Source organism: Streptomyces sp. NPDC003284, from assembly GCF_053589675.1.
This window is the reverse complement of the sequence record NZ_JBSFSI010000013.1, coordinates 17245-32756: the sequence shown is the minus strand read 5'-3', so window position 1 is coordinate 32756 and position 15512 is coordinate 17245. Positions and strand designations below refer to the sequence as shown.

The 15512-nt window shown below is 73.3% G+C and carries 15 protein-coding genes; 8 read left to right on the top strand and 7 right to left on the bottom strand.

The window, feature by feature from the left end; genetic code table 11:
- Positions 1 to 8 precede the first annotated feature (8 nt).
- Positions 9 to 692, top strand: a complete 684-nt coding sequence (locus tag ACWDYF_RS25025; protein WP_381740557.1) for a pyridoxamine 5'-phosphate oxidase family protein — start codon at positions 9 to 11, stop codon at positions 690 to 692.
- 116 nt (positions 693 to 808) lie between these two features.
- On the opposite strand, the gene ACWDYF_RS25020 is transcribed toward ACWDYF_RS25025, so the two are convergent.
- The 4 genes from ACWDYF_RS25020 to ACWDYF_RS25005 all read right to left on the bottom strand — a co-directional run bounded on the left by ACWDYF_RS25020 (position 809) and on the right by ACWDYF_RS25005 (position 4651).
- Positions 809 to 1759 carry a DMT family transporter gene (locus ACWDYF_RS25020; protein ID WP_389471810.1) on the bottom strand — a complete coding sequence of 317 codons (951 nt, stop codon included), beginning with the start codon at positions 1757 to 1759 and terminating at the stop codon, positions 809 to 811.
- Between the two features lie 242 nt (positions 1760 to 2001).
- Complete coding sequence (locus ACWDYF_RS25015) at positions 2002 to 3006, bottom strand: EamA family transporter (protein ID WP_389471807.1); 1005 nt, start codon at positions 3004 to 3006, stop codon at positions 2002 to 2004.
- 163 nt (positions 3007 to 3169) lie between these two features.
- Positions 3170 to 3781 carry a Clp protease N-terminal domain-containing protein gene (locus ACWDYF_RS25010; protein WP_389471804.1) on the bottom strand — a complete coding sequence of 204 codons (612 nt, stop codon included), beginning with the start codon at positions 3779 to 3781 and terminating at the stop codon, positions 3170 to 3172.
- A gap of 255 nt (positions 3782 to 4036) precedes the next feature.
- On the bottom strand, positions 4037 to 4651 hold the full coding sequence (locus ACWDYF_RS25005) for a PadR family transcriptional regulator (RefSeq protein ID WP_078510172.1): 615 nt from the start codon (positions 4649 to 4651) through the stop codon (positions 4037 to 4039).
- A 648-nt stretch (positions 4652 to 5299) separates the two neighbouring features.
- On the opposite strand from ACWDYF_RS25005, the gene ACWDYF_RS25000 reads away from it, so the two are divergent.
- Together ACWDYF_RS25000 and ACWDYF_RS24995 are read left to right on the top strand one after the other, a co-directional pair.
- Positions 5300 to 6229, top strand: a complete 930-nt coding sequence (locus ACWDYF_RS25000) for a GNAT family N-acetyltransferase (protein ID WP_389471964.1) — start codon at positions 5300 to 5302, stop codon at positions 6227 to 6229.
- Between the two features lie 197 nt (positions 6230 to 6426).
- Positions 6427 to 7236, top strand: a complete 810-nt coding sequence (locus ACWDYF_RS24995; protein WP_389471801.1) for a PhzF family phenazine biosynthesis protein — start codon at positions 6427 to 6429, stop codon at positions 7234 to 7236.
- A 65-nt stretch (positions 7237 to 7301) separates the two neighbouring features.
- On the opposite strand, the gene ACWDYF_RS24990 is transcribed toward ACWDYF_RS24995, so the two are convergent.
- Both ACWDYF_RS24990 and ACWDYF_RS24985 read right to left on the bottom strand, forming a co-directional pair.
- Positions 7302 to 8102, bottom strand: a complete 801-nt coding sequence (locus ACWDYF_RS24990) for a CPBP family intramembrane glutamic endopeptidase (RefSeq protein ID WP_037897115.1) — start codon at positions 8100 to 8102, stop codon at positions 7302 to 7304.
- A 213-nt stretch (positions 8103 to 8315) separates the two neighbouring features.
- Positions 8316 to 9836 carry a glutamate--cysteine ligase gene (locus tag ACWDYF_RS24985; protein ID WP_389471797.1) on the bottom strand — a complete coding sequence of 507 codons (1521 nt, stop codon included), beginning with the start codon at positions 9834 to 9836 and terminating at the stop codon, positions 8316 to 8318.
- 565 nt (positions 9837 to 10401) lie between these two features.
- On the opposite strand from ACWDYF_RS24985, the gene ACWDYF_RS24980 reads away from it, so the two are divergent.
- The 5 genes from ACWDYF_RS24980 to ACWDYF_RS24960 all read left to right on the top strand — a co-directional run bounded on the left by ACWDYF_RS24980 (position 10402) and on the right by ACWDYF_RS24960 (position 14989).
- A complete protein-coding gene (locus ACWDYF_RS24980; protein ID WP_389471795.1) occupies positions 10402 to 10986 on the top strand; it encodes a hypothetical protein in 585 nt (194 codons plus the stop codon).
- Positions 10987 to 11329: 343 nt separating this feature from the next.
- Positions 11330 to 11536: a DUF5999 family protein gene (locus ACWDYF_RS24975; RefSeq protein ID WP_026253111.1), complete on the top strand. Its 207-nt coding sequence runs from the start codon at positions 11330 to 11332 to the stop codon at positions 11534 to 11536.
- A gap of 279 nt (positions 11537 to 11815) precedes the next feature.
- Positions 11816 to 12373, top strand: a complete 558-nt coding sequence (locus ACWDYF_RS24970; RefSeq protein WP_389471792.1) for a hypothetical protein — start codon at positions 11816 to 11818, stop codon at positions 12371 to 12373.
- A gap of 203 nt (positions 12374 to 12576) precedes the next feature.
- Positions 12577 to 14526 (top strand): APC family permease, encoded by a 1950-nt coding sequence (locus tag ACWDYF_RS24965; protein WP_389471790.1) that lies wholly within the window; start codon positions 12577 to 12579, stop codon positions 14524 to 14526.
- A 67-nt stretch (positions 14527 to 14593) separates the two neighbouring features.
- The gene (locus ACWDYF_RS24960; RefSeq protein ID WP_018571193.1) at positions 14594 to 14989 is read left to right on the top strand and encodes a TOBE domain-containing protein; all 396 of its coding nucleotides are present in this window, start codon (positions 14594 to 14596) and stop codon (positions 14987 to 14989) included.
- A gap of 31 nt (positions 14990 to 15020) precedes the next feature.
- Here ACWDYF_RS24960 and ACWDYF_RS24955 read toward each other — a convergent pair whose 3' ends face one another.
- Positions 15021 to 15485, bottom strand: coding sequence for a molybdopterin-dependent oxidoreductase (locus ACWDYF_RS24955; protein ID WP_389471786.1), 465 nt, complete (start codon positions 15483 to 15485; stop codon positions 15021 to 15023).
- Positions 15486 to 15512 lie beyond the last annotated feature (27 nt).

Here is a 15512-nt window from a genome sequence, read left to right as displayed (position 1 = left end):
AGACCGCAATGCAGGGGACCTCGCAGCCGACACCGCCGGCCGACACCTACCCCCGGACCGACCGCACCGTCCCCACCCGGTCCGCGCAGAAGGCCGCGTACGACAAGGAACTGGTGCACGCGATACTCGACGAGGGATACGTCTGCCACCTGGGCTTCGTCCGTGACGGGGCGCCCGTGGTGCTGCCGACGCTCTACGGCCGGGTCGGCGAGCGGCTGTACGTGCACGGTTCGACCGGTTCGCGCCCGCTGCGCATGGCCGGGCAGGCCGACCCGGGCCTCGCGGTCTGCCTGACGGTGACCCATGTCGACGGCCTGGTGCTGGCCCGCTCCGCCTTCCACCACTCGGTCAACTACCGCAGTGTCGTGGTGCACGGCACCGCCCACCAGGTGACCGACCCCGAGGAGAAGCGGACGGCCCTGGACGCGCTGGTGGACCACGTGGTGCCGGGCCGGTCGGCCGACTCCCGCCCCGGCAACACGAAGGAGCTCGCCGCCACGGCCGTGCTCCGCCTGGACCTCGCGGAGGTCTCCGCCAAGCTGCGCACCGGCGGTGTGAACGAGGAGCCCGAGGACCTCGGTCTCCCGTACTGGGCCGGGGTGGTCCCGGTCCGCACGGTGTACGGCACGCCGCTCGCCGAACCGGACCTCGCCGCCGGTGTCGAGGTCCCCGGCTACCTCTCGGAGCTGTGACGGCGGCGCGACGAGCGACGAGCGCCGGGAGGAGGCTCGCCCGGAAGCCCCGTCCGGGACGGCGGATCCCGGGCGGGGCCTCCCCCGCTCCCGTCACACCGGGGCGGGCACTCCCGTCACACCAGGGCGGGTTCCTCCTCGGCGGTCCGTGACGCGCGGGTCTCCGCGACGGCGAGGCCGCCGACCGAGCCGAGCATCAGCGCGGTACCGACGAGGGTCGCCGCCGTCAGCCGCTCCCCCAGCAGGACGACCGCCAGCACGGCCGCGCTGACCGGCTCCAGGAGCATGATCACGGACACGGTGGCCGAGCGGACCACCGCCGCGCCCGCGAAGTACAGGGCGTAGGCGAGGGCGGTGGGCACCGTGCCGATGTAGGCCAGCAGCCACAGCAGCCGGACCGGTTCGACGGTGTGCGGCACCAGTCCCTCGGCCGCGGCGAGCGGCAGCACGCACAGCGTGGCCACCGCGAACGCCCCCACCGTCGTGGCGGAGTGGTCGGCGCCGCCGTCCCGGCCCCAGCGGCGGGTCAGCAGCGTCATCCCGCTGTACCCGGCCGCGGAGGCGAGGGCGAGCAGCACACCCCACGGCCGTACGGTGGCGCCGCCGCTGCCCAGTACCAGCACCGCGAGCCCGGCCAGCGCCCCGGCGACGGCGGCGGCGCCGGACCGGCCGAGCCGTTCGCCCAGCGTGAGCCGGGCGCCGAGCGCGATGAGCACCGGCCCGGCGCCGAGGGTGACGACGGTCGCCACCGCGAGGCCGGTCTCGGCGACGGCGGCGAAGTAGGCGGTCTGGAAGACGGCGAGCCCGAGCCCGGTGGCACCGGCCCGCAGCAGGACGACGCGGCGGCGGGCGGGCGCAGCGGGCCGCACGCGCGGGCGCAGCAGGCGGACGGCGAGCAGCAGCACGACGCCCGCGGCGCAGCGCCAGAAGGACAGGGCGGCCGGTCCCATGTCACTGGCGCGGTAGACCAGGGAGGCGGCGGCACCGGCGGTGCCCCAGGCGGCACCGGCGACGATCAGATAGAGGAGGCCACGCCCGAGGGGCAGGCCGGAGGAAGCTTGCGACACGAGTTCTCTCCGCAGAGGTGCAGAAGTTCGGGAAGGAGGACCCCGGTTCGGCGGGGTCGTCGGACTTCTTCTGCGGGCAGCACCGTACAGCCCGGCACGGCACGGCATGGCGCCGGGCCGGCCGAAGGGGCCCGCCTCAGGCGGCGGGCGGCGAGACGGTGCGCGCGGGCGTGTGCATGGTCCGCAGCCTAGCGCCTGTCCTGGATCGTGGCGCCACGCGCCTGGATCGCGGTGCCGCGGGCCTAGATCGTGGTGCCGCGCGCCGACAGCTCCCGCTCCGCGGAGCCGTCCGCGACCGGCTCCGCCGCGCTCCCGGCGGGCGCCGAGGACTGCGCGATGAACGCGCCCAGCAGGACCACGGCGCCGCCCGCCACCTGCGGCGCGGACAGGTGTTCGCCGAGCAGCACCCAGGCCAGCACGGTCGCGATGACCGCCTCCAGGCAGGCCACCACGCCCGCGACCTGCGGAGAGAGCCGGCGCACCGAGAGCACGCCGGTGACGTACGCGAGGACCGTGGCGACCAGCACGATCCAGACCAGCAGGACGGCGGCCGGGACCTGGGTCCCGTTCATCCGGGCGGAGTGCGCGAGGACCGACCAGTCCATGCCCCAGGGCCGCGCCACGGCGGTCAGCACGACGGCGCCGACGAGCAGCCCGTATGCGATGACGCCGAGCGGGTCGGGTGCCTGGTCGCCCGCGTCGCCGCCCTGGTCGGAGAGGACGAAGTAGCCGACCTGGCAGCAGGCCGCGCCGAGGGCGAGCAGCAGGCCGAGCGGGTCGAAGCCCAGCCCGGACCACACCTCGACGACACAGGCGAGCCCGCCCGCCGCGAGGACCACGCCGAGCGCGGCGGCCCGGGTGACCGGCCGCCGCTGGACGAAGCGGACCCAGCCGAGGACCAGGGCCGGTGCCAGGTACTCGATGAGCAGCGCCACGCCGACGGGGATACGGGAGAGCGCGGCGAAGTAGCAGGCCTGGACGCCCGCCACGGCGAGCAGTCCGAACCCGGCGAGCAGGGCGGGGCGCCGGCGCAGCAGCGCGCGGTGGCGGACGGCGAGCGGCACCATGACCAGGGCCGCGCCGGTGACGCGCAGCCAGACGACGTGCAGCGGGTCGAGGCCCGCCTCGATCAGCGGTTTGGCCGCGACCCCCGAGCCGCCGAAGGCGACCGCGGAGACGAGCGCGAGACCGAGCCCGACGCCTCTGCCGGACTGCCGCTGACTGATCCCAGACGTAACCACCGGCACATGATGACAGGCGGCGACATGAGCGTCACCCCTGTTGGCACCTGTCTCACCGGCTGGACGGCGCACACGCCTCGCGGGACGGGGCGGCGGCCCGTGGCGGGAGGGGAGGCGGCCCGTGGCGGGAGGGGAGGCGGCCCGTGGCGGGAGGGGACCGGCGGACGCGTCAGCCGTCCCCGGCGTACTCCTCGGCGAGGCCCCGTTCCCCGCCCCCGCTCCCGCCCCGGCCCCCGCCCGCGCTCTCTTCCGGGACACCGGCGATACCGGCGGCCAGTTCACCGGCGTCGATCCCCGCGCGGGCGAGCACCTCGACGGCCCGCGATCCGGGCACCTCGACGATTCCGGCGAGGAGGTCGACACCGCGGGCCATGTCGTCACCGCGGCGGGCGGCGCGCGCACGGGCGTGTTCCAGGGCGGCCGACGCCACCGGTGACCAGCCGTCGGCCTCGGCGGCGGCCGCCTCGGTCACCACGGGCAGGGCGCCCGAGTCCTCCACGCCGCTCTGCCAGCGCAGGCCGTAGCCGATGCTGCGCTGGACGAGGTAGCCGAGGAGCCGGACGATCCGCGGACCGCCGCCGAACACCTCGCGCACCTCGGGGTCCGCCTCCAGGAGCGAGTGCAGCAGGTGGGCGGTGTCGATCTGCCGGTCCGCGTCCCGGAGGGCCCGCCGACGGGCACCGGCGACCACCGCCGACAGTTCGGCACTGAGCCCGGCGTCGTCGACCGGGCGGCTGCCGTCCTGCTCACGGACCGGCTGCCGGGGGATACGGGCTTGCACATCCCCCAGCCCATCAGTCCCGCGAGCCCCGGGCATCCCCGGCGGGAAGCATTTCCGCATCCCACGCAGAGTGGACCCCGCGGGCCGGAATCTCCTCCTTACGGATGAGATCAGGTCAATTCGCACAGCAGCCGCCGGGACGGCTCACAGGCGGCACCGGCCCACTGCGCGACCGCGAAGGCGCTCCGCGGAGCGTTTCGCCCCACGGAGCGCCGGATGCCCGGAGCCCGGACGCCGGATGCCGGACGCCGCCCGTCAGTCCTCGTCGGCGAGGATCAGGTACAGCTTCTTGCGGGCCTCGTTGATGACCGCGAGCGCCTTGTCGCGCTGTTCCTTGCTGCCGGTCTTCCAGACCTGCCCGAAGGCCTCCATCAGTCCGGCACCGGCCTGGCGGATCTCGCCGAGGGCCTCCCAGTCGATCCCGCGCGTGGCCTCCTGCCAGGGTGCCTCCGGCGTCTCCTCGGCGGCCGCGCGGCCCTCCTCGGTGAGGGAGAACAGCTTCTTGCCGCCCTCCGACTCACTGGCGATCAGGCCCTCGTCCTCCAGCAGCTGAAGCGTGGGATAGACCGAGCCGGGGCTCGGCTTCCACGCGCCGCCGCTGCGCTCGGCGATCTCCTGGATCATCTCGTAGCCGTGCATGGACCGCTCCTTGAGCAGGGCCAGGATCGACGCCCGTACGTCACCGCGCCGCGCCCTCCCCCTCGGCCCGCCACGCCCTCGGCCACCCCAGGGACCGGGCCCGAAGCCCGGCCCGAAGCCCGGCCCACCCGGCCCGAAGGGGCCGAAGGCCGCCCGCCGCCCGTCGAAGTCCTCACGACCACGCCAGGGGCCGTCGTGCCTGTGTCCACGCTCGAATCCATGGGTACGCACCGCAACCACTCCATTCCATCGTTGATCTGTCGCGATGCCTCAACGATATATCGGAACAGCTCGCCGGGCAACCGTCCTGCGCGGACTGCCCGCCACCAAGAGCGGCAGGACAGTCCGGCGCAGCTCTGGCGCCCCGTGTCGGTGTCAGCTCATGGCGGTAGACCGGAAGGCGCACGCACCTCACCAACGGCAAGACGGCAAGACGCACTGCACCCCGCCCGGCAACGCCACCACGTTCAGCTCCTGGGTGGTCGACAAGGTCCGTATCTGCTCCGCTGCCAGTTGCTGATCCAGGCAGCGACAGCGGCGGCCCGCGCTCACCCGGGGGAGGGAGAGTGCGGGCCGTCCGCCGTGCCGGGGAGAAGCCGGGCGAAACGCCGACAGTCGAGGTTCCACGGCACCGAGCAGCGTCCCCACGCGACCGGCCCCCCGTAAAGGCATTGCGCCCCAGGTCCGGCGTCGGATAGACATGGCGGCCGAACCCCTGCCGCTGCGGCAGGAGTCACGACAGCGAGAGGAGGGATAAGCCGATGATTCCCCAGATCACTGCGCTTGTGTCCTCCCGGGGCGCGCACCGCGTCTGACCCCGGAGCGGACGGGCGCCTTCACCGGAGCGTGCCTGACACCGTGGAACAGAACGACCTGACCATGCGTCCCCTCCGCGGACGCGAAGAACTCGACCTCTTCACCCGACTCCCCTACGGCCTCAACGCCGAGCTGGCGGACGACCTCGCCACAGGCCGCCGACGGCCGGAATGGATGTGGGTCGCCCTGCGCAGTGACCGCCTGGTGGCCAGGGCCGCCTGGTGGAGCCGGCCGGGCGGCGGCGCACCCCTCATCCTGGACGTCCTCGACATCGAGGACGACGTACCGGAACCGGGTCCCGACCGCCTCGACATCGCAGAACGCCTGCTGCGCACCGCGCTGGCGGCGATGGTGGGCGACGGGGCGCAGCCCCCTGACTACAGCCGCTTCGTCCCGCCGGACTGGCGCGAGGACACCCTGCCCAGACGGATCGTCGAGGACCGCATGGCCGTCCTGGAGCGGACCGGCGCCCGGCTCTTCGTCGAACGGCTGCGCCTGGAGTGGCGTCCGGGGACACCGGCCCCCGGGCCCGGCGGGCGCCTCGCGTTCCGGCCGCCGCACGACAGCGGGGAACTCGTGTCCCTGATGACGTCGGCGATGGACGGCACCCTCGACGCGCACGGCCGCGCCGATCTGACCCGGATGTCCCCCCGGGAGGCGGCCCTCAAGCACTACGAGGAGGAACTGGCCCTCTACAGCAGCCCGCGCGACTGGTGGCGGGTCGCGACCCTGCCCCAGGGGGAACCGGTGGGATTCGTCCTGCCGGCCCACAACGGCTACAACCCGATCATCGCCTACATCGCGGTCCTTCCCGGGCACCGCGGCAATGGCTACATCGACGGCCTCCTCGCCGAGGGCACCCGTGTCCTGGCCGAGCAGGACGTCCCGCGCATCCGCGCCTCCACGGACCTCGGCAACGTCCCGATGGCGAACGCGTTCCGGCGCGCCGGATATGTCAACTTCGAGCGCGAGATCAACATGACCTGGAACTGAGCCGAACCGGACTGAACTGGACCGAACCGGGCCGGGCGCGGACCGCGTACGCGCGGCCCCGCCCGGGTCCGGGCTCGTGGCTCCGGGCTCCGGGCTCCGGGCTCCGGGCTCCAGCGCCCGTGCCACGGGCCCCGACCAGGCCGCCGGACCCGGATTGGCCTTGGCCCGGGGGCCGCCGGGGCCTCTACCGTCGGCGCATGCGGATTCGTATCGTCGACGCCTTCACCGACCGTCCCTTCGCGGGCAACCCCGCCGGGGTGCTGCTCCTCGACGCCTTTCCCGAGGACCCGTGGCTCCAGCGGGTCGCCCTGGAGGTCAACCACGCCGAGACGGCGTTCGCCCACCCGCTGCCCGCAGGCGGCAAGGCCGACTGGGCGCTGCGCTGGTTCACCCCGGCCACCGAGGTCGCGATGTGCGGGCACGCCACGCTCGCCACCGCGCACGTCCTGCACACCACCGGCGCGCACACCGGGCCCGTGCGCTTCGCCACCCGCAGCGGCGTACTCGCCGCAGCCCCCGCCGACGACGGCGCGATCACCCTGGACCTGCCGACCGCCCCGCTCACCGCGGTCGCGGTCCCCGACGGGGTCACCGAAGCCCTCGGCGCCACGCCCCGCACCGCCTTCGACACCGGTCCCAGCGTCGGTGACCTGGTGCTGGAGCTGGCCGACGAGAAGACCGTCCGGGGCCTCGACCCCGATCTCAGGGCGCTGGCCGCGCACTCGGCGCGCGGTGTCATCGCCACCGCGCGGGCCGAGGACCCCGCCCGCGGCTACGACTTCGTCTCGCGGTGCTTCTTCCCCAACATCGGCATCGACGAGGACCCGGTGACCGGCAGCGCCCACACCGCCCTCGCCCCCTACTGGTCCGAGCGCCTGGGCCGCCCCGTCCTCACCGGGCTCCAGGCCTCACCGCGCTCCGGTCTGGTCCGCACCGAGCTGCGCGGCGCACGCACCTTCCTCACCGGGCACGCCGTGACGGTCGTCGACGGCGAACTGCGCGTCTGAGACCCGTACCCGCGCGGCACCGGCCCGGCCGAGTCAGGCCGGTGTCGGGCCAGGCCGGTGCCAGGTCAGGCCGTCGGCAGCCAGTCCACCTTCCCCGCGAGCAGGGCGTAACCGACGAACGCGCCGATGTCCAGCAGCGAGTGGGCCACCACCAGCGGTCCGACCCGGCCCCACCGCCGGTACAGCCAGACGAACACCACACCCATGGCCATGTTGCCGAGGAAGCCGCCGATGCCCTGGTAGAGGTGGTACGAGCCGCGCAGCACGGCACTTCCCGCCAGCGCGGCTCCCGGGGTCCAGCCCAGCCGCCCCAGCCTGCGCAGCAGATAGCCGACGACGATCACCTCTTCGAGGACCGCGTTCTGCACCGCGGACAGCACCAGCACCGGGTACTTCCACCACACGGAGGGCAGCGCCTCGGGCACCACGGTGAGGTTGAAGCCGAGGCCGCGGGCGGCGAGGTAGAAGGCGATGCCGGTGCTGCCGATGACCGCCGCGACGGCGGCCCCGCGGCCCAGGTCGGGCCAGGGGCGGGTGCGGTCGAACCCGAGGGTGCGCAGGCTCTGCCCCTCGCGCAGCAGCAGATGCGCGACGAGCGCGACGGGCACCAGGGCGCTGGCGATCCCGAACAACTGCCAGGCCAGGTCGAGCCAGGGGCGGCCCGGGGCGGCCGAGGCGTTGAGGGTGGCCGCCTGGTCCTTGAGGCCGCCGGGTTTCGTGACCGAGCCGACAAAGCTGATCAGGGCGGAGACCCCGCTCGCCCCGAGCGAGAGCGCCAGGACGAGCAGCGTCTCGTCCCGGAGCGTCCGCCGTGACAGCCGTTCGTCCGGATAGGAATCGGCCCCCGGTCCCGCCTCCGCCTGCACCCGCGCCTCCCGTTCACGTCCTGAGAGGTCACAGCTTGCCCGATCCGCTCCCTCCCGGCACGGCCGCCCCCCGCCGGGTGCCCGCGCGGTGCCCCCGGCCGGGGCACGCCCTCCAGCGGAGGCCGGGGGCCGGGACCCCACCCCTCCGGCGAGGGGCACACCCTCCGGCCGGGGCACCCGCCGGTCCCCGCGGACGCGGTCCGCCCCGGCGGTTCAGCCCAGGGGCACCGGCTCCGGAAGGCCCACCGGCCAGGTGTGCACCGGCTCGCCCAGCCGCATCAGCTCGCAGTAGCGCCGGGTCGTGGCCGCCAGCGCCGCCTCCCGGTCCAGCCCCTGCTCCTTGCGGGCCCGGTGGTAGGTGTCGGCCTGCCAGCGGGCACCGTTGGTCCGGCGCCGGCAGCGCTCCTCGATCACACCGAGGTAGCGGTCCCGGTCCGCCGGTTCCACGCCCCAGGAGTCCAGCCCGGCCGCGGCGAGCGGCAGCAGCTCGTCGCGTACGAGGGTGACGGCATCGGTCTCGGCCGTCCCCGCGGCGCGGCCGCGCCGCGGCCAGGTGAACCGGGCGTCGATGCCGTGCCTGCACGCCGCGTCGAAGTTGGCCGCCGCCGCCTCGAAGGGCAGCCGGGTCCACACCGGCCGCGGCTCCTCCGCGAGGGCCCGCACCAGCCCGTAGTAGAAGACGGCGTTGGCGACCACGTCCGTGACGGTCGGTCCGGCGGGCAGGACGCGGTTCTCCACGCGCAGGTGCGGCACCCCGTCCGCGACGTCGTAGACGGGGCGGTTCCAGCGGTAGACGGTGCCGTTGTGCAGGACCAGCTCGGCGAGTTTCGGGACGCCCCCGGCGTCGAGCACGTCGAGGGGGTCCTCGTCGTCGCAGATCGGCAGCAGCGCCGGGTAGTAGCGCAGGTTCTCCTCGAACAGGTCGTACGCCGAGGTGACCCAGCGCTCGCCGAACCAGGTGCGCGGGCGGACCCCCTGTGCCTGGAGCTCGGGCGGGCGGGTGTCGGTGGACTGCTGGAACAGGGGCGGGCGCGACTCGCGCCACAGCTCGCGCCCGAACAGGAACGGGGAGTTGGCGCCCACGGCGATCTGCGCGGCGCTGGCCGCCTGCGCGGCGTTCCACACGTCCGCGAACCGCCCGGGGGTGACCTGGAGGTGGAGTTGCACGGACGTGCAGGCGGCCTCCGGGACGATGGACTTCGAGGTGCAGACGAGGTGTTCCACCCCGTCGATGTCCAGGGTGAAGTCCTCGCCGCGGGCGGCGACGATCTGGTCGTTGAGCAGGGTGTAGCGGTCGACGTCGGAGAGGTTGGAGGAGACCAGGTCGTCCCGGTCGAGGGTCGGCAGGATGCCGATCATCGCTATCGAGGCGTCGACCTCCCCGGCTTTCCGGTCGGCATATGCCAACGATGTCGTCAGTTCCTCCGCGAGGCGGTCGAATACCCGGCCGCCCAGCCGGTGCGGAGCGATGTTGACTTCCAGGTTGAACATCGCGAGTTCCGTCTGGAAGTCCCGGCTCGCGATGCGCTCCAGTACTTGCGCATTCAGCATTTTCGGCATCCCGTCGGAGCCGACGAGATTCAATTCGATCTCCAGCCCCATGAGGTTCTTGGGGCGGTCGAACCGCTTCTCCTCCAGCAGCCGCTCCAGCCCCTTCAGGCATCGCCTGAGCTTGTCGCGGTAGCGGTTGCGATCGGACAGGTCGAACTGGCCTGCCACGACCTTCTCCCCCATCGCAGCGTCCTTCCTCGCTCGGGCGGGCCCACCGATCCGGCCGCCTTGGTCCTGGTCAGGTGGGATGATGCCCCGCCAACGCGATCGATAACGTCCCATCGCGGCCCGGTACCGACTACGCTTGACCCCTGTGTCCGGAGGCACATTCACGCGGCATGCAACGCCTGGCACACCCGGCTGTTTCGGGTGCCCCCGAGAAGTCGTGAAAAACGCCGACGACAACAAGCCGTCCACCGTATCGGCATCACCCGAGGTCATCGCGGCGCGGTCCGCACAGAATCGGGATGATTCCCGCATATCACCGGCCGAATGAACCCTTGTCGCCCCTGCCGGAAACAGGTAGACGAAACAACACCAGAACATGTGTCGTATAAACTCGGCACCACGGCAGAAGGTCGGCGTCCATGACCCTGGACCCGTCGTCAGGGTCAAGCGGCAGGCCGCGCTCCGTCACCCCGTTCACCGGAAACCCCGGCTACGCCACCCTGCCCCGAGAGCTGACAGCGCCGTCCGCCCCCGCCCCGCCCTCGCGCCACCGTGCCTGTCGAATGAGAGGCGACCCACCATGCCGCTGCACGTCCCCCCGGCTCCCGCGCCCGCACTCCGTTCCGTCCTCACCGCCCTCGGTTCCCCCACCGCGGTCCGCGAGGCACGGATCCCCGCCCTCCATGCCGCGCAGGCCCCCGCGACCCCGGAACTCCCGCTGCCCGTGCACGTCCTCGACCGGATCACCCCGGCGGGGATCTCCGCGACCCGGCTGGCCGGGTGGCGCTTCCTGGTCCGCTGCGGCGATCACGCGGTGGCCGCGGCGGAGACCCGGCTGACCCCGGACGGCTGGGCCTTCTCGCACTTCTTCGAGGGCCCCTACGTCGCCTCGACCGAGCGCGCCCTGCGCCAGGCGGAGACCCTGCCCCAGCCCTACCAGCCGCGCCTGCTGTCGATGCCCAGCCTGTACATGCTCACGCTCTGGCTGCACGGCGACCTGTCCGACGACGGCGCCGCCGGCCACCCGGCCGCCACCGATCTCCTCATCCCGCTGACGCCCGCCCCGCCCGGGGTCCCGGCCCATGTGCCGCACCGGGTGGCCGACCTGCTGCCGGTCCTCGCCCATCGGGTGACTCCGGTACGGCTCCTGGGCTCCCCCGCCTGAGGGGCCGCCGCCGGTGTCGTCGTAGGTCCGTCGCGGGGCCCGCTCAGGGCCCTCGAAGGTCCGCCGCCCCCCCCTTCCCCGCCTGGTCCGACCGGACTAGCCCCATCCGGCCCCCTCGAACCATCCGAAGGGACCCCGCGGTGGAGGTGAACCGCTCGCGCGGGTGATGCGTCTTGAATCTGTGAGAGACGGTGCCGCGAAATTCCTGCGGAATCACGTCCGCGGGGCAACACTGGTTTCAGTCCGACTCATCAAACGGGGGGCGGCCATGGCCGATGCCGACAGCCGCAGGACGCAGACGACAGCCATCCCGGACCACACGACACAGCGAGAGATCCCACCCATGTGCCAGCACCAGACACCGTGTCCGTCAGCCGACTCCGCCGACCGGGAGTCCGCCCGTCTCGTGGCGCACCACCCGGAGCAGGGCTGGAGCCTGCTGTGCAACGGCGTGCTCCTCTTCGAGGACACCGGTGAGCTGCTGCCGGACGGGCAGATCATCGCCCCGCACCGCCCGCTGGGCACCGACCGGGTGATGACCGCGGCCTGAACAGGCCGGGCGGCTGCGCCGAACAGGGCGCCCGCACACCACGAGGGCCGGGCCGCACAGGCGTGTGCGGCCCGGCCCTCGCGCGCGCCTCACCACAGGCGGCCTCCCGAACCAATCGAACGCCGCGCTGCCCGGCCCGCGCCGATGCCGCCCCCGAGCAGCGCGCCCGGGGCCCCGCAGCGACCGGTCCGCCTGCGTGGCGTCAAGAACGGCCGGGCGCACGTCAGGGCCGCGTCAAGGGGTGCGGCCCGGCGCGTGCGGGGTCCTAGCGTGGAGGTCATGAGGTACGGCCACGAGACTCAGCGGGGCGTCGGCGCACCCGCGCGGCGGTCAGCGCCACCGGCGGGCGACCGCCACTGGGCGCGGGAACTGCACACCGCGCTGCGCTGCGCGGCGGCGCTGCTCGGCATGCTGCTGCTGATCGACGCGGGCACGGGCGCGCTGACCTGGTGGCGCGGACTGCTCTGGCTCACGCTCGCGCTGCTGCTCCTCGGCGTGCTCTGTCCGCCCCGGGTGAGCGCGGGCGAGGGCTGGCTCGCCTCCCGGACGCCGCTGCGCCGCCGCCGGGTGCGCACCGATCTGCTGGTGTCGGTGCGGGTCGTGGACGGTGTCTCCCGGCGGCTGGTCCTGCGGGACGCCCTCGGCGGCCGTATCGAGATCGATCCGCGGATCCTGGTGGACAACCCCGGCCTCTGGTACCACCTGGCGGAGGACGCGCGGACATCGGCGGCGCGCGGCCTGCTGCGCTGCGGGACGGACGCGCTGCGTGATCTTGAGGAGCGGGTGGACCGCGAGACGACACGCACCGTATTCCGGATCTCGGGCCTCGAACCCTGACCAGGACGCCCCGCCGACCCTCGCCCAGGGGCATTCGCGCAGGTGGGACGGGGCCGTTCTTAACGGAAGATTGACGCCCGCCTGGCCCATCACGCATGGGCCCCCACATCACGCTCCGCATACGCTGGTGCCCCGTCCGCAGGCCGGCCGGACTCACACGCCGAGCCGTCGTCCGGCTCGGCCGCACCTTTGGAGCAGGGCCGATGGCCACCACCGAGCACCCTCCCAGCCGGCTGCGCGCCTGGATGCTGGAGGGCCTGTCCGACATGGGCAAGGGCGTGCAGCAGGGCCCGCACGCCGCGCCCGAGCCCCCGCACGAGGGGCAGCGCTGGTGGCGGGTCATGTGCCTGACCGGGGTCGACTACTTCTCCACCCTCGGCTACCAGCCGGGCATCGCGGCACTGGCCGCCGGGCTGCTCTCGCCGGTCGCCACGCTGGTCCTGGTGCTCGTCACCCTCGCGGGCGCCCTGCCGGTGTACCGCAGGGTCGCCGAGGAGAGTCCGCACGGCCAGGGTTCCATCGCGATGCTGGAGCGCCTGCTGTCGTTCTGGCAGGGCAAGCTGTTCGTGCTGACCCTGCTCGGGTTCGCCGCCACCGACTTCCTCATCACCATCACCCTGTCGGCCGCCGACGCCTCGACGCACCTGGTGGAGAACCCCCATCTGACGAACGCGCTGCACAGCCACCAGATGCTGATCACGCTGGTCCTGCTGGCACTGCTCGGCGCGGTGTTCCTCAAGGGCTTCCTGGAGGCGATCGGGGTCGCGGTCGTCCTGGTCGGCGTCTATCTGGCGCTGAACGTCGTGGTGGTCGTCTCCGGTATCTGGCACGTCGTCACCGCCGGGCACCTGGTCACCGACTGGACGGGTGCCCTGACCACCCAGCACGGCAGCGTCTTCGCCATGGTCGGGGTGGCCCTGCTGGTCTTCCCCAAGCTCGCGCTCGGCCTGTCCGGCTTCGAGACGGGTGTGGCCGTGATGCCGCATGTGCGCGGCGACGCCGGTGACACCGAGGAGCGGCCGACCGGCCGGATCCGGGACACCAGGAAGCTGCTCACCACGGCCGCCCTGATCATGAGCTGCTTCCTCATCGCGACCAGCTTCATCACCACGCTGCTGATCCCCGCGCCGGAGTTCAAGCCCGGCGGCGCGGCCAACGGGCGTGCGCTGGCCTATCTGGCGCACCGCTACCTCGGGAACGCCTTCGGCACGGTCTACGACGTCTCGACCATCGCCATCCTGTGGTTCGCGGGCGCCTCCGCGATGGCCGGGCTGCTGAACCTGATGCCGCGCTACCTCCCCCGCTACGGCATGGCCCCGCACTGGGCCCGCGCGGTGCGCCCGATGGTCCTCGTGTTCACGCTGATCGCCTTCCTGGTCACCTGGATCTTCGACGCGAACGTCGACAAGCAGGGCGGCGCGTACGCGACCGGTGTGCTGGTGCTGATCAGCTCGGCGGCCATCGCGGTGACCATCGCCGCGCACAAGGCCGGCCAGCGCGGGTGGACGGTCGCCTTCGCGGTGATCTCGGCCGTGTTCCTGTACACGACCGTGGCCAACGTCATCGAGCGCCCGGACGGCGTGAAGATCGGTGCCTGCTTCATCGCCGGGATCATCCTCGTCTCGCTGCTGTCGCGGCTGGCCCGTGCCTTCGAGCTGCGGGTGACCAGTGTGACGCTGGACCCGATGGCGGAACGTTTCATCCGAGATATCGCCAGCCGCAAGATCCGGATCATCGCCAACGAGCCCGACCGCCGCGACAAGGCCGAGTACCGCGACAAGATCGAGCAGATCCGCTCCGACAACGACATCTCCGACACGGAGGACTTCGTCTTCGCGGAGGTCACGGTGACCGACCCGTCCGAGTTCGAGTCGGGCCTGAAGGTGCGCGGCGAGGTCCTGCACGGCCGCTACCGCGTCCTGGCCCTGGAGTCCGCCTCCGTCCCCAACGCGCTGGCCGCGCTGCTCCTGCGCATCCGCGACATGACCGGCCGCACCCCGCACATCTACTTCGAGTGGACCGAGGGCAACCCCTTCCACAACTTCCTGCGCTTCTTCCTCTTCGGGCAGGGCGAGGTCGCCCCGGTCACCCGCGAGGTGCTGCGCGAGGCCGAACCGGACCCGGCCCGGCGCCCCCGCGTCCACACCGGATGAGCACACCCCGGCACTCGCCGCCGCCCCTGCGTCCGCCGCACCCGGCCGGGGCCCTATCGTGACCGGCATGCAGTCCTACACCATCGGCCAGGCCGCCCGTCTGCTCGGCGTCAGCCCGGACACCGCCCGCCGCTGGGCGGACGCGGGCCGGGTCACCACCCACCGCGACGAGGGCGGACGGCGGCTCATCGACGGGCGGGACCTCGCCGCCTTCTCGGTGGAACTGGCCAAGTCCGGCGGCGGCGAGGAGGACCCCTCCTACACCTCGGTCCGCAACGCCTTCCCCGGCATCGTCACCGCCATCAAGCTCGGCGACGTCGCCGCGCAGGTCGAGATCCAGGCCGGCCCGCACCGCCTGGTCTCACTGCTGACCCGGGAGGCCGTGGAGGAACTCGGCCTGGAGGTCGGCATGGAGGCCACCGCCCGGGTGAAGTCGACGAACGTGCACATCGACCGGACCTGACGGCAGACGGGACCGGCCCCCCGGCCGCCGCTCAGGCCGCCGCGGCGCCCGCGCCGTATGCGCCGTCCACCCGGATCGCCCGGATGCCGCTGACATAGCGCGCCCCGCAGCGGTCCTGCGGAAGCACCAGCTGCGGTCCGTCGCCGTCCAGCGGTACGTCGTCCAGGGCCACCGCGAGCAGCACCGGCGCCGCCCCGAAGTCCGGGTCGATCTCCGCCCAGGACAGCAGCGTGCGGTGCCCGTCCGCGCCCGCGACGTCGATCAGGAACCGCAGCCGGTCCTTGCGCCGGGCCGGGTCGAAACCGGGCCCGGCGTCCGCCAGCACGTCGTACAGCCGGGGCCCGGCGAAGCGGTGGCGCCGCACCCCGCTGGTCGCGCAGTCGAAGCTGACCCGGGCCCGGTGCTGGGGCCAGCCCAGCAGGTCCGGCACGGTCAGACGCACCGGTCGGGTGAGGTCACCGGTCAGGACGAGTTCGGCGAGCGGCACGGCCACCACCTCCGGCAGGTCCGTACCCGCGGGGCG

What these genes read in the sequence shown, in the direction of transcription:
- ACWDYF_RS24985 (WP_389471797.1), bottom strand. Translation starts at nt 9,836, where the DNA reads ATGGGGGAGAAGGTCGTGGCAGGCCAGTTCGACCTGTCCGATCGCAAC.
- ACWDYF_RS24970 (WP_389471792.1), top strand. Translation starts at nt 11,816, where the DNA reads ATGAGGTACGGCCACGAGACTCAGCGGGGCGTCGGCGCACCCGCGCGG.
- ACWDYF_RS24980 (WP_389471795.1), top strand. Translation starts at nt 10,402, where the DNA reads ATGCCGCTGCACGTCCCCCCGGCTCCCGCGCCCGCACTCCGTTCCGTC.
- ACWDYF_RS24975 (WP_026253111.1), top strand. Translation starts at nt 11,330, where the DNA reads ATGTGCCAGCACCAGACACCGTGTCCGTCAGCCGACTCCGCCGACCGG.
- ACWDYF_RS24995 (WP_389471801.1), top strand. Translation starts at nt 6,427, where the DNA reads ATGCGGATTCGTATCGTCGACGCCTTCACCGACCGTCCCTTCGCGGGC.
- ACWDYF_RS25025 (WP_381740557.1), top strand. Translation starts at nt 9, where the DNA reads ATGCAGGGGACCTCGCAGCCGACACCGCCGGCCGACACCTACCCCCGG.
- ACWDYF_RS24965 (WP_389471790.1), top strand. Translation starts at nt 12,577, where the DNA reads ATGGCCACCACCGAGCACCCTCCCAGCCGGCTGCGCGCCTGGATGCTG.
- ACWDYF_RS25000 (WP_389471964.1), top strand. Translation starts at nt 5,300, where the DNA reads ATGCGTCCCCTCCGCGGACGCGAAGAACTCGACCTCTTCACCCGACTC.
- ACWDYF_RS24960 (WP_018571193.1), top strand. Translation starts at nt 14,594, where the DNA reads ATGCAGTCCTACACCATCGGCCAGGCCGCCCGTCTGCTCGGCGTCAGC.